This is a genomic window from Salmonella sp. SAL00670 (genome assembly GCF_046552235.1).
Classification (GTDB): Bacteria; Pseudomonadota; Gammaproteobacteria; order Enterobacterales; family Enterobacteriaceae; genus Salmonella; species Salmonella enterica.
Genome location: NZ_JBGDUO010000006.1, coordinates 96,969 through 113,590, shown reverse-complemented (window position 1 = coordinate 113,590; position 16,622 = coordinate 96,969). Strand labels below are relative to the sequence as shown.

The following is a 16,622-nucleotide window of genomic DNA, read 5'->3' as shown; positions in this document are numbered from 1 at the left end:
AATGTATATGCCAGTTCTGGAAATAAATCTACGCAAGCTGGAAGAAAACGCCCGCACGGAAAAAGCTCTGCTGGCAAGTAGCGGTATTGACGTGATGGCTGTCAATAAAGTTTTTGACGGCTGCGTGGAAACCGCGCAGGCGGTGTTCAACGGCGGAATTACCGTTATCGCTGAATCACGAACCTATAATTTGAAAAAAATACGCGAGACAGGATGTACGACCTGCCTGTTACGCAGCCCGTGTCTGAGTGAAATCGAAGATGTGGTGCGCTACGCGGATATTAGTTTAAATAGCGAGCCGGTGGTATTACGGGCATTATCGCAAGAAGCCCAACGCCAGGGGAAAACGCATCAGGTATTACTGATGGTGGATATGGGCGATTTACGCGAGGGTATCTGGTTTGGTGAATATCAACGCATTCTTGAGACCGTGACTCTGATTACTGGTCTGCCCGGTCTGGAATTATATGGACTGGGCACCAACTTTAATTGTTACGGCACCGTGTTGCCAACGGTAAAAAATGGCGAGGATTTTCTGGCGCTGGCCGCCCGGCTGGAAGCCGACAGCGGTATTCCTATCCGGCGGCTTTCTGCGGGAAACTGCACCAGCTATCACCTGCTGGATAAAGGTATCTGGCCGCAGGGGCTGAATCATCTGCGCATCGGCGGACTGCATGAATTCGGCATTGAATATGTGGACATGAAATACCTGAATGAATTTCACCACTCCGCAAAACCGGTCGATAAAGCCTGTTCCGATATGTATATCCTGGAAGCGGAAATCATCGAACTGAACAGTAAACCGACCGTCCCGGTCGGGGAGCTGGGCGTCGATGCCTTTTTGCAAAGTAAAACCTTTGTCGATCGTGGCATACGCCGACGCGCATTGCTGGCGTTTGGTCGCCAGGATGTGCCGTCGGATAACTGTGTGCCATGCGACGACGCTATCACTATCTTAGGACAAACCAGCGATCATACGCTGGTGGATATTGAAGATTGTCGTCAGTCGCTAAAAGTAGGCGATGTGGTTCGCTTTGAGCTGGATTATACGGGCCTGTTAATGGCCTGCCAGACCAAAGGCGTCGCCTGGAGGTTTACGCGTTAACGCATAACCGCCGCGGCTATGTCGCGGCGGCATCTTTGACCTCACGAAAGACAGGGAGTAACGATGGATACCCTGCAACAATCTCCGCCAGCAGAGCCTGAAGGCGGTCTGCGGCGTAACCTGAAGAAGCGGCACCTGCTGATGATGTCGCTGGGCGGCACGATTGGCACCGGCTTATTTATCGGCATTGCCGAACCGTTAAGCAGCGTCGGGCCGGCGGGAACCTTACTGGCCTATCTGTTTGCCGGAACCATTATGCTGGCGACGATGATGTGTCTTGGCGAATTATCATGCGCTTTTCCTCACTCCGGTTCATTTCAACATTACGCGCTGATGTTTATGCCGTCACCTTGCTGGAGCTATACCATTGGCTGGCTTTACTGGTTTAGCTGGGTCTTTTCCCTGGCGGCCGACCTCACTGCCGCAGGGTTTATTGCTCACCAGTTTTTCCCCGCGGTTCCGGTATATATGTTCTGCCTGGCGATTCTGCTCATCCTGACGGCCATCAATCTCACCTCCGCAAAAATTTTTGGCGAATGCGAATACTGGCTTTCGGCCATTAAGGTTTTCGCGATCGTGCTGTTTATCTGCGCGGGCGGGGTCATGATCTACTCGCTAATGGGCCATAGTGACTGGCACCCGACGTTAAAAACAGACGGAATGTGGTTTCCCCACGGTTGGGAGCAAATTGTGGTCTGTATGACGATCGTGATTTACTCCTTCCAGGGGGTGGAACTGGTAGGAAATGCGGCAGGGGAGACCGAATCGCCGCACATTATTTTACCGAAAGTGATCTTGGGGATCGGTCTCAGAATCATTTTGTTTTACGGCCTGGCGATTGCGGTGCTGGCGCTGGTCTATCCGCATGAACTGACGCCAAATGGACAAAGTCCCTTTGTATGGGTATTCTCCCACGCGGGCATTCCGGGGGCGGATACGCTGATGACGCTGGTGATCTTTTCCGCCGCGGTTTCTGCCGCTAACTCGGCCATTTACGCCAGTTCGCGTATGCTGTGGTCTATGGCGGGCGATCGCTTTGCGCCAGCCTGCTTTGGTAAAACGAACGGCGGCGGCGTGCCGGTGTATGCTATTTTAATCACGGCCTTGTTGGCGTTAGTGTCGTTGCTGACCCGCTATATTCCCGCACAGCAATTTTATTTATATCTGATCGCCAGTACCGGGCAGGTGGGTTGCCTGGCATGGATAACCATCGGATGGTGCCAGTATCGCTTCCGACAATCGGTGCGTAATGGAACGTACGCCAGCGATTTGCTACGCTATCGATCGCCGCTTTTCCCCTGGACGGCCCGATTTGTCATTATCACCAATTTTGCCATTATGGTCGGCACCTGGTTTAGTGAGCAGGGGGTAGTGATAATGTTGGTTGAGCTGGCTTTTATGATAGGGATTCTTTTGTCATGGTATCTCTTCAGACCCACTTTGAGCCGATTACGTAACACAGTGGGATGAACGGCGCTCGTAAACGGTAAGAGAACATGAAACGACTCATTGTAGGAATTAGCGGCGCCAGCGGAGCGATTTATGGCGTGCGCTTATTACAAATTTTGCGCGATGTCGATAGCGTGGAAACGCATCTGGTGATGAGCCAGGCGGCCCGGCAAACGCTGGCGCTGGAGACCCATTTTTCGCTGCGCGAGGTGCAGGCGCTGGCCGATGTGACGCACGATGCGCGCGACATTGCCGCCAGCATTTCCTCGGGCTCTTACCCGACGGCGGGAATGGTTATCTTGCCCTGTTCGATTAAAACGCTGTCGGGGATTGTCCACAGTTATACTGACGGACTGCTTACCCGCGCGGCGGATGTGATATTAAAAGAGCGGCGACCTCTGGTGCTGTGTGTGCGCGAAACGCCGCTGCATATCGGGCATTTGCGTTTAATGACCCAGGCCGCTGAGATAGGCGCGGTGATTATGCCGCCGGTTCCGGCTTTTTATCATCTTCCTCAGACGTTAGATGATGTTATAAATCAAACGGTTAACCGAGTGCTGGATCAGTTTGATATCCCCCTTCCGCACGATCTTTTTGTTCGCTGGCAGGGCGCATAGCGTTGTCTGTTTAGCGTGCATTATTGTCCCTGTTGCCCTGTTTCAGGGCAATTTTGTAACCGCGATCATATCCTCAACATTTAATTCGTTAAAAGCCGCCGAAACGCTGCGGTTCAACCGTCATACCTGCTATCTTCAACATCAGGACAATATTGCAACGTTTTATTAACAAATTTAACGTCGAATCGTTTTGCTGACGTGAAAATGGCATAAGACCTGCATGAAAAAGTCTGCAAACACACAACACCACGTAAAACATAAGAAAATGACGCCACTTGAGGGGTATGTATGAAGAAGACCGTTCTCGCTTTGTCTTTGCTGATAGGTCTGGGCGCGACGGCGGCCAGTTACGCCGCGCTCCCGCAAACGGTTCGTATTGGAACAGATACCACCTACGCGCCTTTCTCATCAAAAGATGCCAAAGGCGAGTTTATTGGCTTTGATATCGATCTCGGTAATGAAATGTGTAAGCGTATGCAGGTGAAATGTACCTGGGTCGCCAGCGACTTTGATGCGCTTATTCCCTCACTAAAAGCGAAAAAAATTGATGCCATTATTTCATCGCTCTCTATCACCGATAAACGCCAGCAAGAAATCGCGTTTTCCGACAAACTTTACGCGGCGGATTCACGCCTGATTGCGGCAAAAGGGTCTCCCATTCAGCCGACGCTGGAATCGCTGAAAGGCAAGCATGTCGGCGTGCTGCAAGGGTCCACGCAAGAGGCTTACGCCAATGATAACTGGCGCACTAAAGGTGTGGATGTGGTGGCTTATGCCAACCAGGATCTTATCTATTCCGATTTAACCGCCGGTCGTCTGGATGCCGCATTACAGGATGAAGTCGCCGCCAGCGAAGGTTTCCTGAAGCAGCCAGCGGGCAAAGAGTATGCGTTTGCCGGTCCTTCCGTGAAGGATAAAAAATATTTTGGCGACGGGACGGGGGTTGGGCTGCGTAAAGATGATACCGAGCTAAAAGCCGCGTTTGATAAAGCGCTGACCGAACTGCGCCAGGACGGAACTTACGACAAAATGGCCAAAAAGTACTTCGATTTTAATGTCTACGGCGATTGAGGGAAGGGGATAACGCGCCGCGCTGGGGAACTATCACGGTGCAAAATAGATGTTTTGCACCTTTTTGGTGCATAAGCCGTTGCGGAACAGGCGCATAAATGCATACTTAATCGATTTTTATGCAAAATAAACCGGCTGACAAGGTAGAATGCTTTGCCTTGTCGGCCTGATTAATGGCACGATAGTCGCATCGGATCTGTAAAGATCTCCTGGAAAGACAGTCTGTTGAGGATAGTTATGAAAAAACTGGCGTTATCCCTTTCTCTGGTGCTGGCATTTTCCAGCGCTACCGCAGCATTTGCCGCTATTCCACAAAAGATTCGTATCGGTACCGATCCTACATACGCACCGTTTGAATCCAAAAATGCACAAGGTGAATTGGTCGGCTTTGATATCGATCTGGCCAAAGAACTGTGCAAACGTATCAACACACAGTGTACGTTCGTGGAAAACCCGCTGGATGCGCTGATTCCGTCTTTAAAAGCGAAGAAAATTGATGCCATCATGTCCTCGCTGTCCATCACTGAAAAGCGCCAGCAGGAAATCGCGTTTACCGACAAGCTTTACGCCGCTGATTCCCGTCTGGTGGTGGCGAAGAACTCTGATATTCAGCCGACCATCGCGTCGCTGAAAGGCAAGCGCGTCGGCGTGCTACAGGGGACGACGCAGGAGACCTTCGGCAATGAGCACTGGGCGCCGAAAGGGATTGAGATCGTCTCTTACCAGGGGCAGGACAACATTTATTCCGATCTGACGGCTGGTCGTATTGATGCAGCGTTCCAGGACGAGGTCGCGGCCAGCGAAGGTTTCCTTAAACAGCCCGTCGGAAAAGACTATAAATTCGGCGGCCCGGCGGTGAAAGATGAGAAGTTATTCGGCGTAGGAACCGGTATGGGGCTGCGCAAAGAGGATAACGAGCTGCGCGAAGCGCTGAACAAAGCCTTTGCTGAAATGCGTGCTGACGGTACTTACGAAAAGCTGGCGAAAAAGTACTTTGATTTTGATGTTTATGGCGGTTAATCACCGTCGGTGCAGATAAAGCCCAAAGAATGTTGACTGTCTGCATTGCCTGATGGCGCTGTGCATGTCAGGCCTACGGAGCATCGTAGGCCTGACAAGGCATAGCCGCCATCCGGCGTGATGTGAGGCAAAAATGCAAAAGAGGCTTCTTACTTCACCACACACAACAGGACAGGCTGCATGTTGTACGGGTTTTCAGGCGTAATTTTACAGGGCGCGATCGTCACGCTGGAACTGGCGCTCAGTTCCGTGGTGCTGGCCGTGCTTATCGGTCTTGTCGGCGCGGGGGCGAAGCTTTCGCAAAACCGGGTAACGGGGCTTATTTTTGAAGGATACACCACCCTGATTCGCGGGGTGCCGGATCTGGTCTTAATGCTGCTGATATTTTACGGATTGCAAATCGCGCTTAACGTGGTGACCGATTCGCTGGGTATCGACCAGATAGATATTGATCCGATGGTGGCCGGTATTATCACCCTTGGTTTCATCTACGGCGCCTATTTTACCGAAACCTTTCGCGGCGCGTTTATGGCGGTGCCGAAAGGCCATATCGAGGCGGCGACGGCCTTTGGTTTTACCCACGGGCAAACCTTCCGGCGGATTATGTTCCCGGCGATGATGCGTTACGCCCTGCCGGGGATCGGCAATAACTGGCAGGTGATACTCAAAGCGACGGCGCTGGTGTCGCTGCTGGGCCTGGAAGATGTCGTCAAAGCCACGCAGCTTGCCGGTAAAAGTACCTGGGAGCCTTTCTATTTTGCCGTGGTCTGTGGACTTATCTACCTGGTATTTACCACCGTTTCCAATGGTGTGCTGCTCTTACTTGAGCGTCGCTATTCCGTGGGCGTGAAGAGGGCCGATTTGTGATTGAGATCATTCAGGAGTACTGGAAATCCCTGCTGTGGACGGATGGCTATCGTTTTACCGGCGTGGCGATTACGCTGTGGCTGTTAATTTCATCGGTGGTGATGGGCGGTCTTCTGGCGGTGATTCTGGCGGTAGGTCGCGTTTCCAGTAATAAATTCATCCGTTTTCCCATCTGGCTGTTTACGTATATTTTTCGCGGCACGCCGCTGTACGTACAGCTACTGGTGTTCTATTCGGGGATGTATACGCTGGAGATAGTCAAAGGCACCGATCTTCTTAACGCGTTTTTCCGCAGCGGACTGAACTGTACCGTACTGGCGCTGACGCTGAATACCTGCGCGTACACCACGGAAATTTTCGCGGGGGCGATTCGTTCGGTACCGCACGGTGAAATTGAAGCGGCACGGGCCTATGGCTTCTCGTCATTTAAAATGTATCGCTGCATTATTTTGCCGTCGGCATTACGCATCGCCTTGCCTGCCTACAGCAACGAAGTGATTTTAATGCTGCACTCTACGGCGCTGGCGTTTACCGCGACGGTGCCGGATTTGTTGAAAATCGCCCGCGATATTAACTCAGCGACTTACCAGCCGTTTACCGCGTTTGGCATTGCCGCCGTGTTGTATTTACTCATTTCGTATGTCCTGATAAGCCTGTTCCGTCGGGCGGAAAGACGCTGGTTGCAGCACGTGTCCTCTAAATAATTCGAGTAACATAATGTCAGAAAATAAATTACACGTTATCGATTTGCACAAACGCTACGGCGGTCATGAAGTGCTGAAAGGGGTATCGCTGCAGGCCCGCGCCGGAGATGTGATTAGCATCATCGGCTCGTCCGGCTCCGGTAAAAGCACTTTTTTGCGCTGCATTAACTTCCTCGAAAAACCGAGCGAAGGCGCGATTATCGTGAACGGTCAGAACATTAATCTGGTGCGCGACAAAGACGGGCAGCTCAAAGTGGCGGATAAAAATCAGCTACGCTTGTTGCGTACCCGCCTGACGATGGTGTTTCAGCACTTTAACCTCTGGAGCCACATGACGGTGCTGGAAAATGTGATGGAAGCGCCGATTCAGGTACTGGGATTAAGCAAGCACGACGCGCGCGAGCGGGCGTTGAAATATCTGGCGAAGGTGGGGATTGATGAGCGCGCTCAGGGCAAATATCCCGTCCATCTCTCCGGCGGCCAACAGCAGCGCGTTTCTATTGCGCGCGCGCTGGCGATGGAACCTGACGTTTTACTGTTCGATGAACCCACATCGGCGCTCGATCCTGAACTGGTCGGCGAAGTGTTGCGCATCATGCAACAACTGGCGGAAGAAGGCAAAACGATGGTGGTGGTCACGCATGAAATGGGCTTCGCTCGCCATGTCTCTTCGCACGTTATTTTTCTGCATCAGGGGAAAATTGAAGAAGAGGGCGATCCGGAGCAGGTGTTCGGCAATCCGCAAAGCCCGCGTTTACAGCAATTCCTGAAAGGCTCGCTGAAATAAAAGAAGCCCGGCGGCGCATCGCTTACCGGGCAGGATACGGCGCTTTAGGAACTAGCGAATCACATCCGCCAGCGCCTCTTCTAAATCATACCAGCGAAATGCGAATCCGGCGGCTTCAAGCCGTTTTGGCAGCGCCCGCTGTCCGCCCAATACCAGCACTGACGACTCTCCCATCAATAAGCGAATTGCCGTCGCCGGAATGCGAATAATCGCCGGGCGGCGCAGCGCGCGACCCAGCGCATGAGCAAAATGCTCATTATGGACGGGATACGGCGAGACCATATTGAAGGGACCGCGAAGATCGTTATCCAGCAGCCACAGAATGCCGTTGACCATATCGTCAATGTGAATCCAGGCCAGATATTGTCGACCATTACCCACCGGACCGCCGAGTCCGAGGCGAAACGGCGGAACCATTTTCCCCAGAATCCCGCCTTGCGGCGCCAGGACAACGCCGGTACGCAGCAGGCAGACGCGGGTCTGGTCGCTCTGCGCACGACAGGCAATCTGTTCCCAGCGGGCGCAAAGTTTATGCGTAAATTCGTTGTGCGGCGGCTCATCTTCAGTGACGACAACGTCGCCCAGATCGCCGTAATAGCCCGTGGCGGAGCCGGATATCAACACCGAGGGCGGCGTAGCGCTGGCATGAATTAAATCCACCAACTTTTGCGTGATAGCCCAGCGGCTTTGGCACAACCGTTCTTTTTGTTGTGACGTCCAGCGCTTGTCGGCAATCGGTTCGCCCGCCAGATTGATGATGGCATCAATCTCATTGAGGTGCTCACGTTCCGCCAGCCCTTTCCATAATGTCACTCTGGAATCGAGAATCTGACGCGCGTTATCGGGATTGCGCGTAACGACCGTCACCTGGTGCCCCAGTGTTAACAGCCGGGGAATGAGATGACGCCCTATCAGGCCCGTACCGCCGGTAATCAGAATCTGCATATGACCTCCAGAGTAGGGAGGATTTCCTCTTCCCTAATGTCAGGTTTTTAATACGAATAAGGGTGCCGGACGCAGGTTTTTTCCGTGTATACACCTCTACATCATACATGATGTATGCTACCTCGTTACGCTTTCGTACTGTTACAGTGCAGTTGCGCTTGTAACAGTGCGCGCGCTGTCGCAGGACGCGTGCGAATGCGTTCAAACCAGTTATACACCGCCGGGTAGCTATCAAGATCGATTCGCTGACGCTGATGTGCGTTAACCCACGGCCAACTGGCGATATCCGCAATACTGTAGTGGTCGCCGCCCAGCCACGGGGAGGTTTCCAGGCGTTTATTCAGGACGTTGTATAAGCGTTGCGTTTCAACCTGATAGCGTTCAATTGCATAGGGGATGGCCTGCGGCGCAAAGTGGTTAAAGTGATGATTCTGGCCCAGCATCGGCCCTAACCCGCCGACCTGCCAGAACAGCCATTGCAGCGTGGTATGGCGTTCACGCAGCTCCCCGCTAAGCAGTTTGCCGCTTTTTTCCGCCAGGTAGAGAAGAATTTCGCCGGATTCAAAAAGACTAAGCGGTTGACCGCCGTCTGCCGGGGCGTGATCGACGATGGCAGGAATTTTATTATTGGGAGAGATAGCCAAAAAATCAGGGCGAAACTGATTGCCCTTGCTGATATCTACTTTTAGCAAACGATACGCCAGCTCCGCCTCTTCCAGAAACAGCGCTATTTTATGCCCGTTGGGCGTGGGGGCGTAGTAAAGGTCAATCATTTTGGCTCCTGCATGTGCGTAAAGAGTCTGGGCTGAATTAAGTATAGAAAGCCTCCTGATGTGTGTGAGTTTTCATCAGGTGACAGCAGGCGAAAGACGCTATATTTTGGGAAGAAACCTAATACGCCCTCAAGAGGACATTATGAGTAAGCCTGTTATTGTGCTGTGGTCGGATGCGAACTTTTTCTCTCCCTACGTCTTGTCCGCCTGGGTGGCATTACAAGAAAAAGGGCTTTCCTTTACTCTGAAAACTCGCGATCTGGACCAGGGAGAACATCTGCAACCTGGCTGGCGAGGATATGCGCTGACGCAGCGCGTACCGGTGCTTGAGGCCGACAATTTTGAGTTGAGCGAGTCGTCCGCTATTGCGGAATACCTGGAGGAGCGTTTCGCGCCGCCGCAGTGGGAGCGTATCTACCCGCACGATTTACAAAAACGCGCCCGCGCGCGACAGATTCAGGCGTGGCTACGCAGCGATTTACTGCCGCTTCGCGAAGAACGGCCTACCGACGTAGTGTTTGCCGGGGCGAAAAAAGCGCCGCTAAGCGAGGCTGGAAAAGCCAGCGCGGCAAAACTGTTTGCGACGGCTGAAGCGCTATTGGGGCAGGGGACGCAAAATTTATTTGGTGAATGGTGCATTGCCGATACCGATCTGGCATTGATGATCAATCGTCTGGCGCTGCATGGCGATGACGTGCCGGCGTCGCTGGCGGCATATGCGACATTCCAGTGGCAGCGTGCTTCCGTACAGCGTTTTATTGCGCTTTCCTCGAAGCGTTCAGGCTGAAAATCTATTCATATTCCAGTATCATAACGCCGTTTTTCACAACGAGGAGTGAGCGATGAAACTGATGTTCGCATCGGACATTCATGGTTCTTTACCCGCCACGGAACGCGTGCTTGAGCGGTTCGCGCAAAGCGGCGCGCGTTGGCTGGTGATATTAGGCGATGTCCTTAACCACGGGCCGCGAAATGCGCTGCCTGAAGGCTATGCGCCCGCCCAGGTAGCCGAACGCCTGAACGCGGTGGCGACGCAAATCATTGCCGTGCGCGGCAACTGCGATAGCGAAGTGGATCAGATGCTGCTGCATTTCCCGATCACTGCGCCGTGGCAGCAAATATTGACGCAAGAGAGGCGGCTATTTTTAACGCATGGGCACCTCTTCGGGCCGACGAATCTGCCCGCTCTGCATACTGGCGATGTGTTGGTCTATGGTCATACGCATCTGCCGGTGGCGCAACAGCAGGAAGGACTGTATCACTTTAATCCTGGGTCAGTGAGCATCCCGAAAGGCGGGTATGCGGCAAGCTACGGTATTCTGGATGATAATGTGTTGAGCGTAATCGCACTCAATGATCAAAGTATCATTGCGCAGGTTGCAATTAACTCGTAATTTACCTCACAAACGTAAATGCGCCGTAAGAGCGCCAGAAATAAGAAGGTTTCCTGATGGTGGAACAGCGTCGTTTGGCAAGTACGGAATGGGTGGATATTGTGAATGAAGACAATGAAGTCATTGCACAGTCCAGCCGGGAACAGATGCGTGCGCAACGCTTACGGCATCGTGCGACGTATATCGTCGTTCATGATGGTATGGGTAAAATTCTGGTGCAGCGTCGTACCGAAACAAAAGATTTTTTGCCCGGTATGTTAGATGCTACCGCAGGCGGCGTGGTCCAGGCTGATGAGCAGCTACTGGAATCTGCCCGCCGCGAAGCGGAAGAAGAGTTGGGTATTGCAGGCGTGCCGTTTGCCGAACACGGTCTGTTTTACTTTGAAGACCAACATTGCCGGGTTTGGGGCGCGCTGTTTAGCTGCGTTTCCCACGGGCCTTTCGCGCTTCAGGAAGATGAAGTCAGCGAAGTGTGTTGGCTGACTCCGGAGGAGATCACCGCGCGCTGTGATGAGTTTACGCCAGATTCGCTCAAAGCGCTGGCGCTGTGGATGACCCGCAACGCCAAAAACGAAGCCGCGCTCCAGGAGAAACCGGAAGAGACGGAATAAGCGTTTTAGCAGCTTTCCCGCATACATAAACTGGAGGCGATGGATTTCCGATCGCTCCAGTTTCCCTGATTTAACCTTTCCAACAGCGCCCGTCCGGCTTCACTGCCAATCTTACGGTGCGGTACGGCCATGGTGGTTAACGGCGGCTGGCAGACCCGGCTGACATCGCTATCGCCAAACCCGACCACCGCTAAATCGTCCGGAACTTTGATCCGCCGTCGTTGGCACTCGTATAACGCGCCGCAGGCCAGCTCATCCGATACGCATACCAGCGCGTCCAGCTCCGGCCACGCCAGTAAAAACTCCGGCAGTTGCGACGCGCCGGTAGAAAAATTGGGTGGCAAGGCGGCATTAATCACCCGGTTTGGCGACATATGGTGGCGAAGCATCGCTTTGTACCAGCCGTGCAGATGTTGCTGAAAAATCCACTGCTCCTGATTGGCGCATAGTAGCCCGATATTCTGATAACCGCGCTGAATCAGCATTTCCGTCAGCTCATACATTGCCGCAACGTTATCAATACCGATATTCATATCAATAGGATCGCTGCGAATCGCGCCCATCTCCATCACCGGGATAGAGGCATTTTTCAGCCACTGGCGCACGGTAGTGCTATGTTCGACGCTAAGCAGAATCGCCGCGGCAATGTTGGAGGCCAGCAGCGTTTCGAGCAGCTTCTCCTCTTGTTCCACGCGATGCTGCGATTCCGCCAGCATAATCTGGTAGCCTGCGGGCTGTAAAATTTGTTGCAGCCCGGCGAACATTTCAGAACACCCCGCTTCCGCAAGGTTCGGTACGACCATCGCGATGGTGTGCGAGGAGGCAGACGCCAGCGCGCTGGCGGCGAGATTAGGCATATAGCCCAGCTCATGCACTGCCGCTTCGATTTTTTCCCGGAGTTTATCAGAGACCTGTTCCGGCGTGCGTAAGGCTCGTGATACGGTCATCGTGCCTACACCGGCAAGTTGGGCTACATCGGCGATAGTCACTTTACCGGTACTGCGCCGTTTACGGGGTATCGACATACAAATTCCTGCGTCATTACAACATGTTGAGATGCTTTTTTATTGTCGTTCTTTGCTTCGCATGACTGGCAGTATACGCCTTAAATCCGCTTTTTTGCTGTGATTTCACACCATGATTTTAATTTGATAGCGCTATCACAATTCTGAGTAATAGTCGCTGGTAGCGCTATCTTTGTGATAACGATCGCAGCTAATATCGAATGGCTTGAATAAAGTTTGTTCATAATTTCATACACCGTGGGGGCGAATAACATGCTGGGAACCTGGTTATCTGACGCAACCATCACGCTACAGGAGAGCGTGGAAACGTGGCCGCAGGCGCTGGAAATTTGCGGCAAACCCCTGCTGGACGCAGGTGTTATCGCACCGGAATACCTTACGGCGATTGTTCAGCAGCACCAAAAGCTTGGGCCGTATTATGTATTAGCGCCAGGGTTAGCGATGCCGCATGCGAGGCCGGAAGAGGGGGCGAAAGGGTTAGGTTTATCGTTACTGAAACTACAGCGCGGCGTTTCATTTGGCGCAGACGAATTTGATCCGGTTGACATCATTATTATGCTGGCGGCGCCTGATAAGCACAGTCATATCGAAATGATATCGGCGCTGGCGGAATTATTTTCCAGTGATGTAGATATGGAAAAATTACATCAGGCAAAAAACCTGGAGGACATTAAAACGATTATTGACCGTTTCTGATTTTATTCCATTTTCTTGCGGTAAATAACATTACGCCCGTGCGTGATGCAGACCAACTCTACTTTTAAAAGGTGACAATAATGAAAATCATGGCAATTTGCGGTTCCGGCCTGGGTAGTAGTTTTATGGTAGAAATGAACATTAAAAAAGTATTAAAGAAACTCAATATTGACGCTGAAGTGGAACACTCCGATCTTTCATCGGCCACGCCCGGGGCTGCCGATCTTTTTGTAATGGCCAAAGATATCGCGGCCAGCGCCAGCGTACCGGAAAGCCAACTGGTGGTGATCAATAACATCATCGACATCAACGAACTGGAAACGCAGCTGCGCGCATGGTTCGCTAAACAATAATTATTGCTGGCGAGGTGGATATGTTTATCCTTGAAACGCTGAATTTTGTTGTTGATATTTTAAAAGTGCCCTCGGTGCTTGTAGGGTTAATTGCGCTGATTGGTCTGGTGGCGCAGAAAAAAGCGTTTTCCGATGTGGTAAAAGGCACGATTAAAACCATTTTAGGTTTTATTGTGCTTGGCGGTGGCGCAACCGTACTGGTGGGTTCATTAAATCCGCTAGGGGGTATGTTTGAACACGCTTTTAATATTCAGGGCATTATTCCTAATAATGAAGCGATAGTCTCAATCGCGCTGGAAAAATATGGCGCGTCCACGGCGTTAATTATGGCATTTGGTATGGTGGCCAATATTGTCGTGGCGCGCTTTACGCGTCTTAAATATATCTTTTTGACCGGGCATCACACCTTTTACATGGCCTGTATGATTGGCGTAATCCTGACCGTGGCGGGGTTTGAGGGCGTAGGGCTGGTCTTCACCGGATCGCTGATCCTGGGGCTGGTGATGGCCTTCTTCCCGGCGTTGGCCCAACGTTATATGAGGCGGATTACCGGTACCGATGACATTGCGTTTGGTCACTTCGGTACCCTGGGATATGTGCTTTCCGGCTGGATTGGCAGCCTGTGTGGTAAAGGCTCCCGCTCCACGGAAGAGATGAACCTGCCGAAAAACCTCAGTTTTTTACGCGACAGTTCTATCTCGATTTCGCTGACCATGATGATTATCTATCTGATTATGGCAGTCAGCGCAGGGCGTGAGTATGTCGAAGCGACGTTTAGCGGCGGGCAAAACTATCTGGTGTACGCCATCATCATGGCAATCACCTTCGCCGCCGGCGTGTTCATCATTCTGCAAGGCGTCCGTCTGATTCTGGCGGAAATTGTTCCGGCCTTTACCGGCTTTTCAGAAAAACTGGTGCCAAACGCGCGTCCGGCGCTGGACTGCCCGGTGGTGTATCCCTATGCCCCTAACGCGGTACTGATTGGCTTCCTGTTCAGTTTTCTCGGTGGGCTGGTGGGGCTGTTCCTGCTTGGACAGATGAAGCTTGTGTTAATCCTGCCAGGCGTTGTGCCGCACTTCTTTACCGGCGCGACCGCAGGCGTCTTTGGCAATGCCACCGGCGGTCGCCGCGGGGCGATGATCGGCGCATTTGCTAATGGTCTATTAATCACTTTCCTGCCAGTGCTGTTACTGCCGGTTCTCGGCGCGATCGGCTTCGCCAATACCACGTTCTCGGATGCTGACTTTGGCGTAATCGGTATTTTGCTGGGCAACCTGGCGCGTTATCTGTCGCCGATGGCTATCACGGGGCTGGTGGTGGCGCTATTCGCGCTACTGGTGGCGTACAACGTGTTGGCCAAAAACAAAAAAGCGACTGCCGAAGTGCAGGAAAATAGCGGAGCGAAAGAATGAACGTAACCGAAATCACCCAACTGGCGCGCGATATTCGCGTCGCCACGCTCAAATCCTTAAACCATCTTGGCTTTGGTCACTATGGCGGCAGCATGTCGGTAGTGGAAACTCTGGCGGTTCTGTACGGCGCGGTGATGAAAATCGACCCTGCCGACCCGGACTGGCCGGAGCGCGATTACTTCGTGCTGTCGAAAGGCCATGCGGGCCCCGCGTTGTACAGTACCCTGGCGATTAAAGGCTATTTCCCGCGCGAAGAGCTGAATACGCTTAACCAGAACGGCACCCGTCTTCCCAGCCATCCGGATCGGCTAAAAACGCGCGGCGTGGACGCCACGACCGGCTCACTGGGACAGGGCATCTCTATTGCGGGCGGAATGGCGCTGTCGCATAAACTGGCGCGGCGACCCAACCGGGTATTTTGCATTGTCGGCGATGGGGAGCTGAATGAAGGGCAGTGCTGGGAGGCGTTTCAGTTTATTGCCCACCACCGCCTGAATAATCTGACCGTTTTCATTGACTGGAATAAACAGCAGCTTGACGGCGAGCTGGAGGAGATTATCAATCCATTCGATCTGGAAGGGAAATTCCGTGCGTTTGGTTTCGATGTCGTCACCGTCAAAGGCGATGATATCGCCGGACTACTGGCGGTGGTTCAGCCTGTGCCGCCCGCCGATGCCCAGCCACGGGTTGTGATCCTTGACAGCATTAAAGGGCAGGGGGTGCCATGCCTGGAGCAGTTAACGAATTCTCACCACTTACGCCTGACGGATGGCATGAAGCAGACGCTCAATGAGGCCATTCATCAACTGGAGGTCATGCATGATTAAGCTTGCGCCCGCAGGGCTTAAAGACGATATCGAAATGCGCAAAGTTTACGCCGGTTTTATCGCCGGGCAGATTGAGGCCGGAAGCCCAATTATTGCGCTTGAGGCTGATTTAATGAGCTCAATGGCGATGGACAGCGTGGCGCGTGACTACCCGCAGCATGTCATTAACTGCGGTATTATGGAGGCGAATGTGATTGGCACGGCGGCGGGGCTGGCGCTGACCGGTCGTAAACCGTTTGTGCATACCTTTACCGCTTTTGCCAGCCGTCGCTGTTTTGATCAGCTCTTCATGGCGCTGGATTATCAGCGTAACAACGTCAAAGTGATCGCCTCCGATGCCGGAGTGACAGCGTGCCATAACGGCGGCACCCATATGTCTTTTGAAGATATGGGGATTGTTCGCGGGCTGGCGCACTCCGTAGTACTGGAGGTGACGGATGCGGTGATGTTCGCGGATATTTTACGCCAGCTAATGGACCTGGACGGTTTTTACTGGCTGCGTACCATCCGTAAGCAGGCGCGGAGTATCTATGCGCCAGGCTCTACCTTTACCATTGGCAAGGGCAACGTACTGCGCGAGGGCGATGATATTACGCTTATCGCCAACGGCATTATGGTGGCGGAGGCGCTGGAGGCGGCGCGCCAACTGGAGCAGGAAGGTGTGAGCGCCGCGGTCATTGATATGTTCACCTTAAAGCCTATCGATCGCATGTTGGTGAAAAACTACGCGGAAAAAACGCGGCGTATCGTCACGTGTGAAAACCACAGCATCCATAATGGACTGGGGTCAGCGGTGGCGGAAGTGCTGGTGGAAAACTGTCCGGTGCCGATGCGCCGTGTTGGCGTCAAAGAGCGTTATGGGCAGGTAGGAACGCAGGATTTCTTACAACAAGAGTACGGACTCACTGCCGAAGCGATTGTAGAAGCCGCGAAATCACTGCTTTAATCATGGAGATATTGCCGGAT

Annotated in this window: 19 protein-coding genes; 16 read left to right on the top strand and 3 right to left on the bottom strand. The window is 52.8% G+C overall.

All coding sequences use genetic code 11. The features are described 5' to 3' along the window. Nucleotide 1: 1 nt before the first annotated feature. The 8 genes from ACLJRS_RS18630 to hisP all read left to right on the top strand — a co-directional run bounded on the left by ACLJRS_RS18630 (nt 2) and on the right by hisP (nt 7,620). Nucleotides 2-1,105, top strand: a complete 1,104-nt coding sequence (locus tag ACLJRS_RS18630; RefSeq protein ID WP_410957878.1) for an alanine/ornithine racemase family PLP-dependent enzyme — start codon at nt 2-4, stop codon at nt 1,103-1,105. 63 nt (nt 1,106-1,168) lie between these two features. Then, nucleotides 1,169-2,575: an amino acid permease gene (locus ACLJRS_RS18625; protein ID WP_410957877.1), complete on the top strand. Its 1,407-nt coding sequence runs from the start codon at nt 1,169-1,171 to the stop codon at nt 2,573-2,575. Between the two features lie 26 nt (nt 2,576-2,601). Then, nucleotides 2,602-3,171, top strand: a complete 570-nt coding sequence (locus ACLJRS_RS18620; protein WP_000825682.1) for a UbiX family flavin prenyltransferase — start codon at nt 2,602-2,604, stop codon at nt 3,169-3,171. Nucleotides 3,172-3,459: 288 nt separating this feature from the next. After that, the gene (gene argT / locus ACLJRS_RS18615; protein WP_000754423.1) at nt 3,460-4,242 is read left to right on the top strand and encodes a lysine/arginine/ornithine ABC transporter substrate-binding protein ArgT; all 783 of its coding nucleotides are present in this window, start codon (nt 3,460-3,462) and stop codon (nt 4,240-4,242) included. A gap of 237 nt (nt 4,243-4,479) precedes the next feature. Continuing rightward, nucleotides 4,480-5,262 carry a histidine ABC transporter substrate-binding protein HisJ gene (gene hisJ / locus ACLJRS_RS18610; RefSeq protein WP_000731865.1) on the top strand — a complete coding sequence of 261 codons (783 nt, stop codon included), beginning with the start codon at nt 4,480-4,482 and terminating at the stop codon, nt 5,260-5,262. A 180-nt stretch (nt 5,263-5,442) separates the two neighbouring features. After that, entirely contained in the window at nt 5,443-6,129 is a 687-nt protein-coding gene (locus tag ACLJRS_RS18605; protein WP_000965498.1) for a histidine ABC transporter permease HisQ, read from the top strand. Further along, nucleotides 6,126-6,833, top strand: a complete 708-nt coding sequence (gene hisM / locus ACLJRS_RS18600; protein ID WP_000569771.1) for a histidine ABC transporter permease HisM — start codon at nt 6,126-6,128, stop codon at nt 6,831-6,833. The genes ACLJRS_RS18605 and hisM overlap by 4 nt, the downstream gene beginning before the upstream one ends. Before the next feature lie 13 nt (nt 6,834-6,846). Further along, nucleotides 6,847-7,620: a histidine ABC transporter ATP-binding protein HisP gene (gene hisP / locus ACLJRS_RS18595; protein WP_001293591.1), complete on the top strand. Its 774-nt coding sequence runs from the start codon at nt 6,847-6,849 to the stop codon at nt 7,618-7,620. A gap of 51 nt (nt 7,621-7,671) precedes the next feature. On the opposite strand, the gene ACLJRS_RS18590 is transcribed toward hisP, so the two are convergent. Together ACLJRS_RS18590 and yfcG are read right to left on the bottom strand one after the other, a co-directional pair. Next, entirely contained in the window at nt 7,672-8,565 is an 894-nt protein-coding gene (locus tag ACLJRS_RS18590) for a TIGR01777 family oxidoreductase (RefSeq protein ID WP_001166274.1), read from the bottom strand. Between the two features lie 125 nt (nt 8,566-8,690). Beyond that, nucleotides 8,691-9,338 (bottom strand): GSH-dependent disulfide bond oxidoreductase, encoded by a 648-nt coding sequence (gene yfcG / locus ACLJRS_RS18585; RefSeq protein ID WP_000566558.1) that lies wholly within the window; start codon nt 9,336-9,338, stop codon nt 8,691-8,693. 142 nt (nt 9,339-9,480) lie between these two features. Between yfcG and yfcF the strand changes: the two genes are divergently transcribed. Genes yfcF through yfcD form a run of 3 tightly spaced genes read left to right on the top strand, consistent with a single transcriptional unit; the run spans nt 9,481 to nt 11,343 of the window. Continuing rightward, a complete protein-coding gene (yfcF, locus tag ACLJRS_RS18580) occupies nt 9,481-10,125 on the top strand; it encodes a glutathione transferase (RefSeq protein WP_000043010.1) in 645 nt (214 codons plus the stop codon). Between the two features lie 55 nt (nt 10,126-10,180). Further along, nucleotides 10,181-10,732, top strand: coding sequence for a phosphodiesterase (gene yfcE / locus ACLJRS_RS18575; RefSeq protein ID WP_000772458.1), 552 nt, complete (start codon nt 10,181-10,183; stop codon nt 10,730-10,732). 56 nt (nt 10,733-10,788) lie between these two features. Beyond that, nucleotides 10,789-11,343 carry an NUDIX hydrolase YfcD gene (gene yfcD / locus ACLJRS_RS18570; protein WP_000230215.1) on the top strand — a complete coding sequence of 185 codons (555 nt, stop codon included), beginning with the start codon at nt 10,789-10,791 and terminating at the stop codon, nt 11,341-11,343. Between the two features lie 5 nt (nt 11,344-11,348). Here the strand turns inward: yfcD and ACLJRS_RS18565 are convergent, their stop codons facing one another. After that, the gene (locus ACLJRS_RS18565; RefSeq protein ID WP_000026949.1) at nt 11,349-12,368 is read right to left on the bottom strand and encodes a LacI family DNA-binding transcriptional regulator; all 1,020 of its coding nucleotides are present in this window, start codon (nt 12,366-12,368) and stop codon (nt 11,349-11,351) included. 252 nt (nt 12,369-12,620) lie between these two features. On the opposite strand from ACLJRS_RS18565, the gene ACLJRS_RS18560 reads away from it, so the two are divergent. From ACLJRS_RS18560 to ACLJRS_RS18540, 5 genes are all read left to right on the top strand, one after another. Further along, nucleotides 12,621-13,064, top strand: a complete 444-nt coding sequence (locus ACLJRS_RS18560; RefSeq protein WP_000901813.1) for a PTS sugar transporter subunit IIA — start codon at nt 12,621-12,623, stop codon at nt 13,062-13,064. 80 nt (nt 13,065-13,144) lie between these two features. Then, nucleotides 13,145-13,417, top strand: a complete 273-nt coding sequence (locus ACLJRS_RS18555; RefSeq protein ID WP_000699818.1) for a PTS sugar transporter subunit IIB — start codon at nt 13,145-13,147, stop codon at nt 13,415-13,417. Between the two features lie 20 nt (nt 13,418-13,437). Then, complete coding sequence (locus ACLJRS_RS18550; protein ID WP_001522266.1) at nt 13,438-14,829, top strand: PTS ascorbate transporter subunit IIC; 1,392 nt, start codon at nt 13,438-13,440, stop codon at nt 14,827-14,829. Continuing rightward, a complete protein-coding gene (locus tag ACLJRS_RS18545; protein WP_001103265.1) occupies nt 14,826-15,656 on the top strand; it encodes a transketolase in 831 nt (276 codons plus the stop codon). Before ACLJRS_RS18550 ends, ACLJRS_RS18545 begins: the two co-directional genes overlap by 4 nt. Beyond that, the gene (locus ACLJRS_RS18540) at nt 15,649-16,602 is read left to right on the top strand and encodes a transketolase family protein (RefSeq protein WP_000593017.1); all 954 of its coding nucleotides are present in this window, start codon (nt 15,649-15,651) and stop codon (nt 16,600-16,602) included. The genes ACLJRS_RS18545 and ACLJRS_RS18540 overlap by 8 nt, the downstream gene beginning before the upstream one ends. Nucleotides 16,603-16,622: the final 20 nt, after the last annotated feature.

Coding starts and splice junctions, on each gene's coding strand:
- ACLJRS_RS18630 (WP_410957878.1), top strand. CDS start 2: ATGTATATGCCAGTTCTGGAAATAAATCTACGCAAGCTGGAAGAAAAC.
- ACLJRS_RS18625 (WP_410957877.1), top strand. CDS start 1,169: ATGGATACCCTGCAACAATCTCCGCCAGCAGAGCCTGAAGGCGGTCTG.
- ACLJRS_RS18620 (WP_000825682.1), top strand. CDS start 2,602: ATGAAACGACTCATTGTAGGAATTAGCGGCGCCAGCGGAGCGATTTAT.
- argT (WP_000754423.1), top strand. CDS start 3,460: ATGAAGAAGACCGTTCTCGCTTTGTCTTTGCTGATAGGTCTGGGCGCG.
- hisJ (WP_000731865.1), top strand. CDS start 4,480: ATGAAAAAACTGGCGTTATCCCTTTCTCTGGTGCTGGCATTTTCCAGC.
- ACLJRS_RS18605 (WP_000965498.1), top strand. CDS start 5,443: ATGTTGTACGGGTTTTCAGGCGTAATTTTACAGGGCGCGATCGTCACG.
- hisP (WP_001293591.1), top strand. CDS start 6,847: ATGTCAGAAAATAAATTACACGTTATCGATTTGCACAAACGCTACGGC.
- ACLJRS_RS18590 (WP_001166274.1), bottom strand. CDS start 8,565: ATGCAGATTCTGATTACCGGCGGTACGGGCCTGATAGGGCGTCATCTC.
- yfcG (WP_000566558.1), bottom strand. CDS start 9,338: ATGATTGACCTTTACTACGCCCCCACGCCCAACGGGCATAAAATAGCG.
- yfcF (WP_000043010.1), top strand. CDS start 9,481: ATGAGTAAGCCTGTTATTGTGCTGTGGTCGGATGCGAACTTTTTCTCT.
- yfcE (WP_000772458.1), top strand. CDS start 10,181: ATGAAACTGATGTTCGCATCGGACATTCATGGTTCTTTACCCGCCACG.
- yfcD (WP_000230215.1), top strand. CDS start 10,789: ATGGTGGAACAGCGTCGTTTGGCAAGTACGGAATGGGTGGATATTGTG.
- ACLJRS_RS18565 (WP_000026949.1), bottom strand. CDS start 12,368: ATGTCGATACCCCGTAAACGGCGCAGTACCGGTAAAGTGACTATCGCC.
- ACLJRS_RS18560 (WP_000901813.1), top strand. CDS start 12,621: ATGCTGGGAACCTGGTTATCTGACGCAACCATCACGCTACAGGAGAGC.
- ACLJRS_RS18555 (WP_000699818.1), top strand. CDS start 13,145: ATGAAAATCATGGCAATTTGCGGTTCCGGCCTGGGTAGTAGTTTTATG.
- ACLJRS_RS18550 (WP_001522266.1), top strand. CDS start 13,438: ATGTTTATCCTTGAAACGCTGAATTTTGTTGTTGATATTTTAAAAGTG.
- ACLJRS_RS18545 (WP_001103265.1), top strand. CDS start 14,826: ATGAACGTAACCGAAATCACCCAACTGGCGCGCGATATTCGCGTCGCC.
- ACLJRS_RS18540 (WP_000593017.1), top strand. CDS start 15,649: ATGATTAAGCTTGCGCCCGCAGGGCTTAAAGACGATATCGAAATGCGC.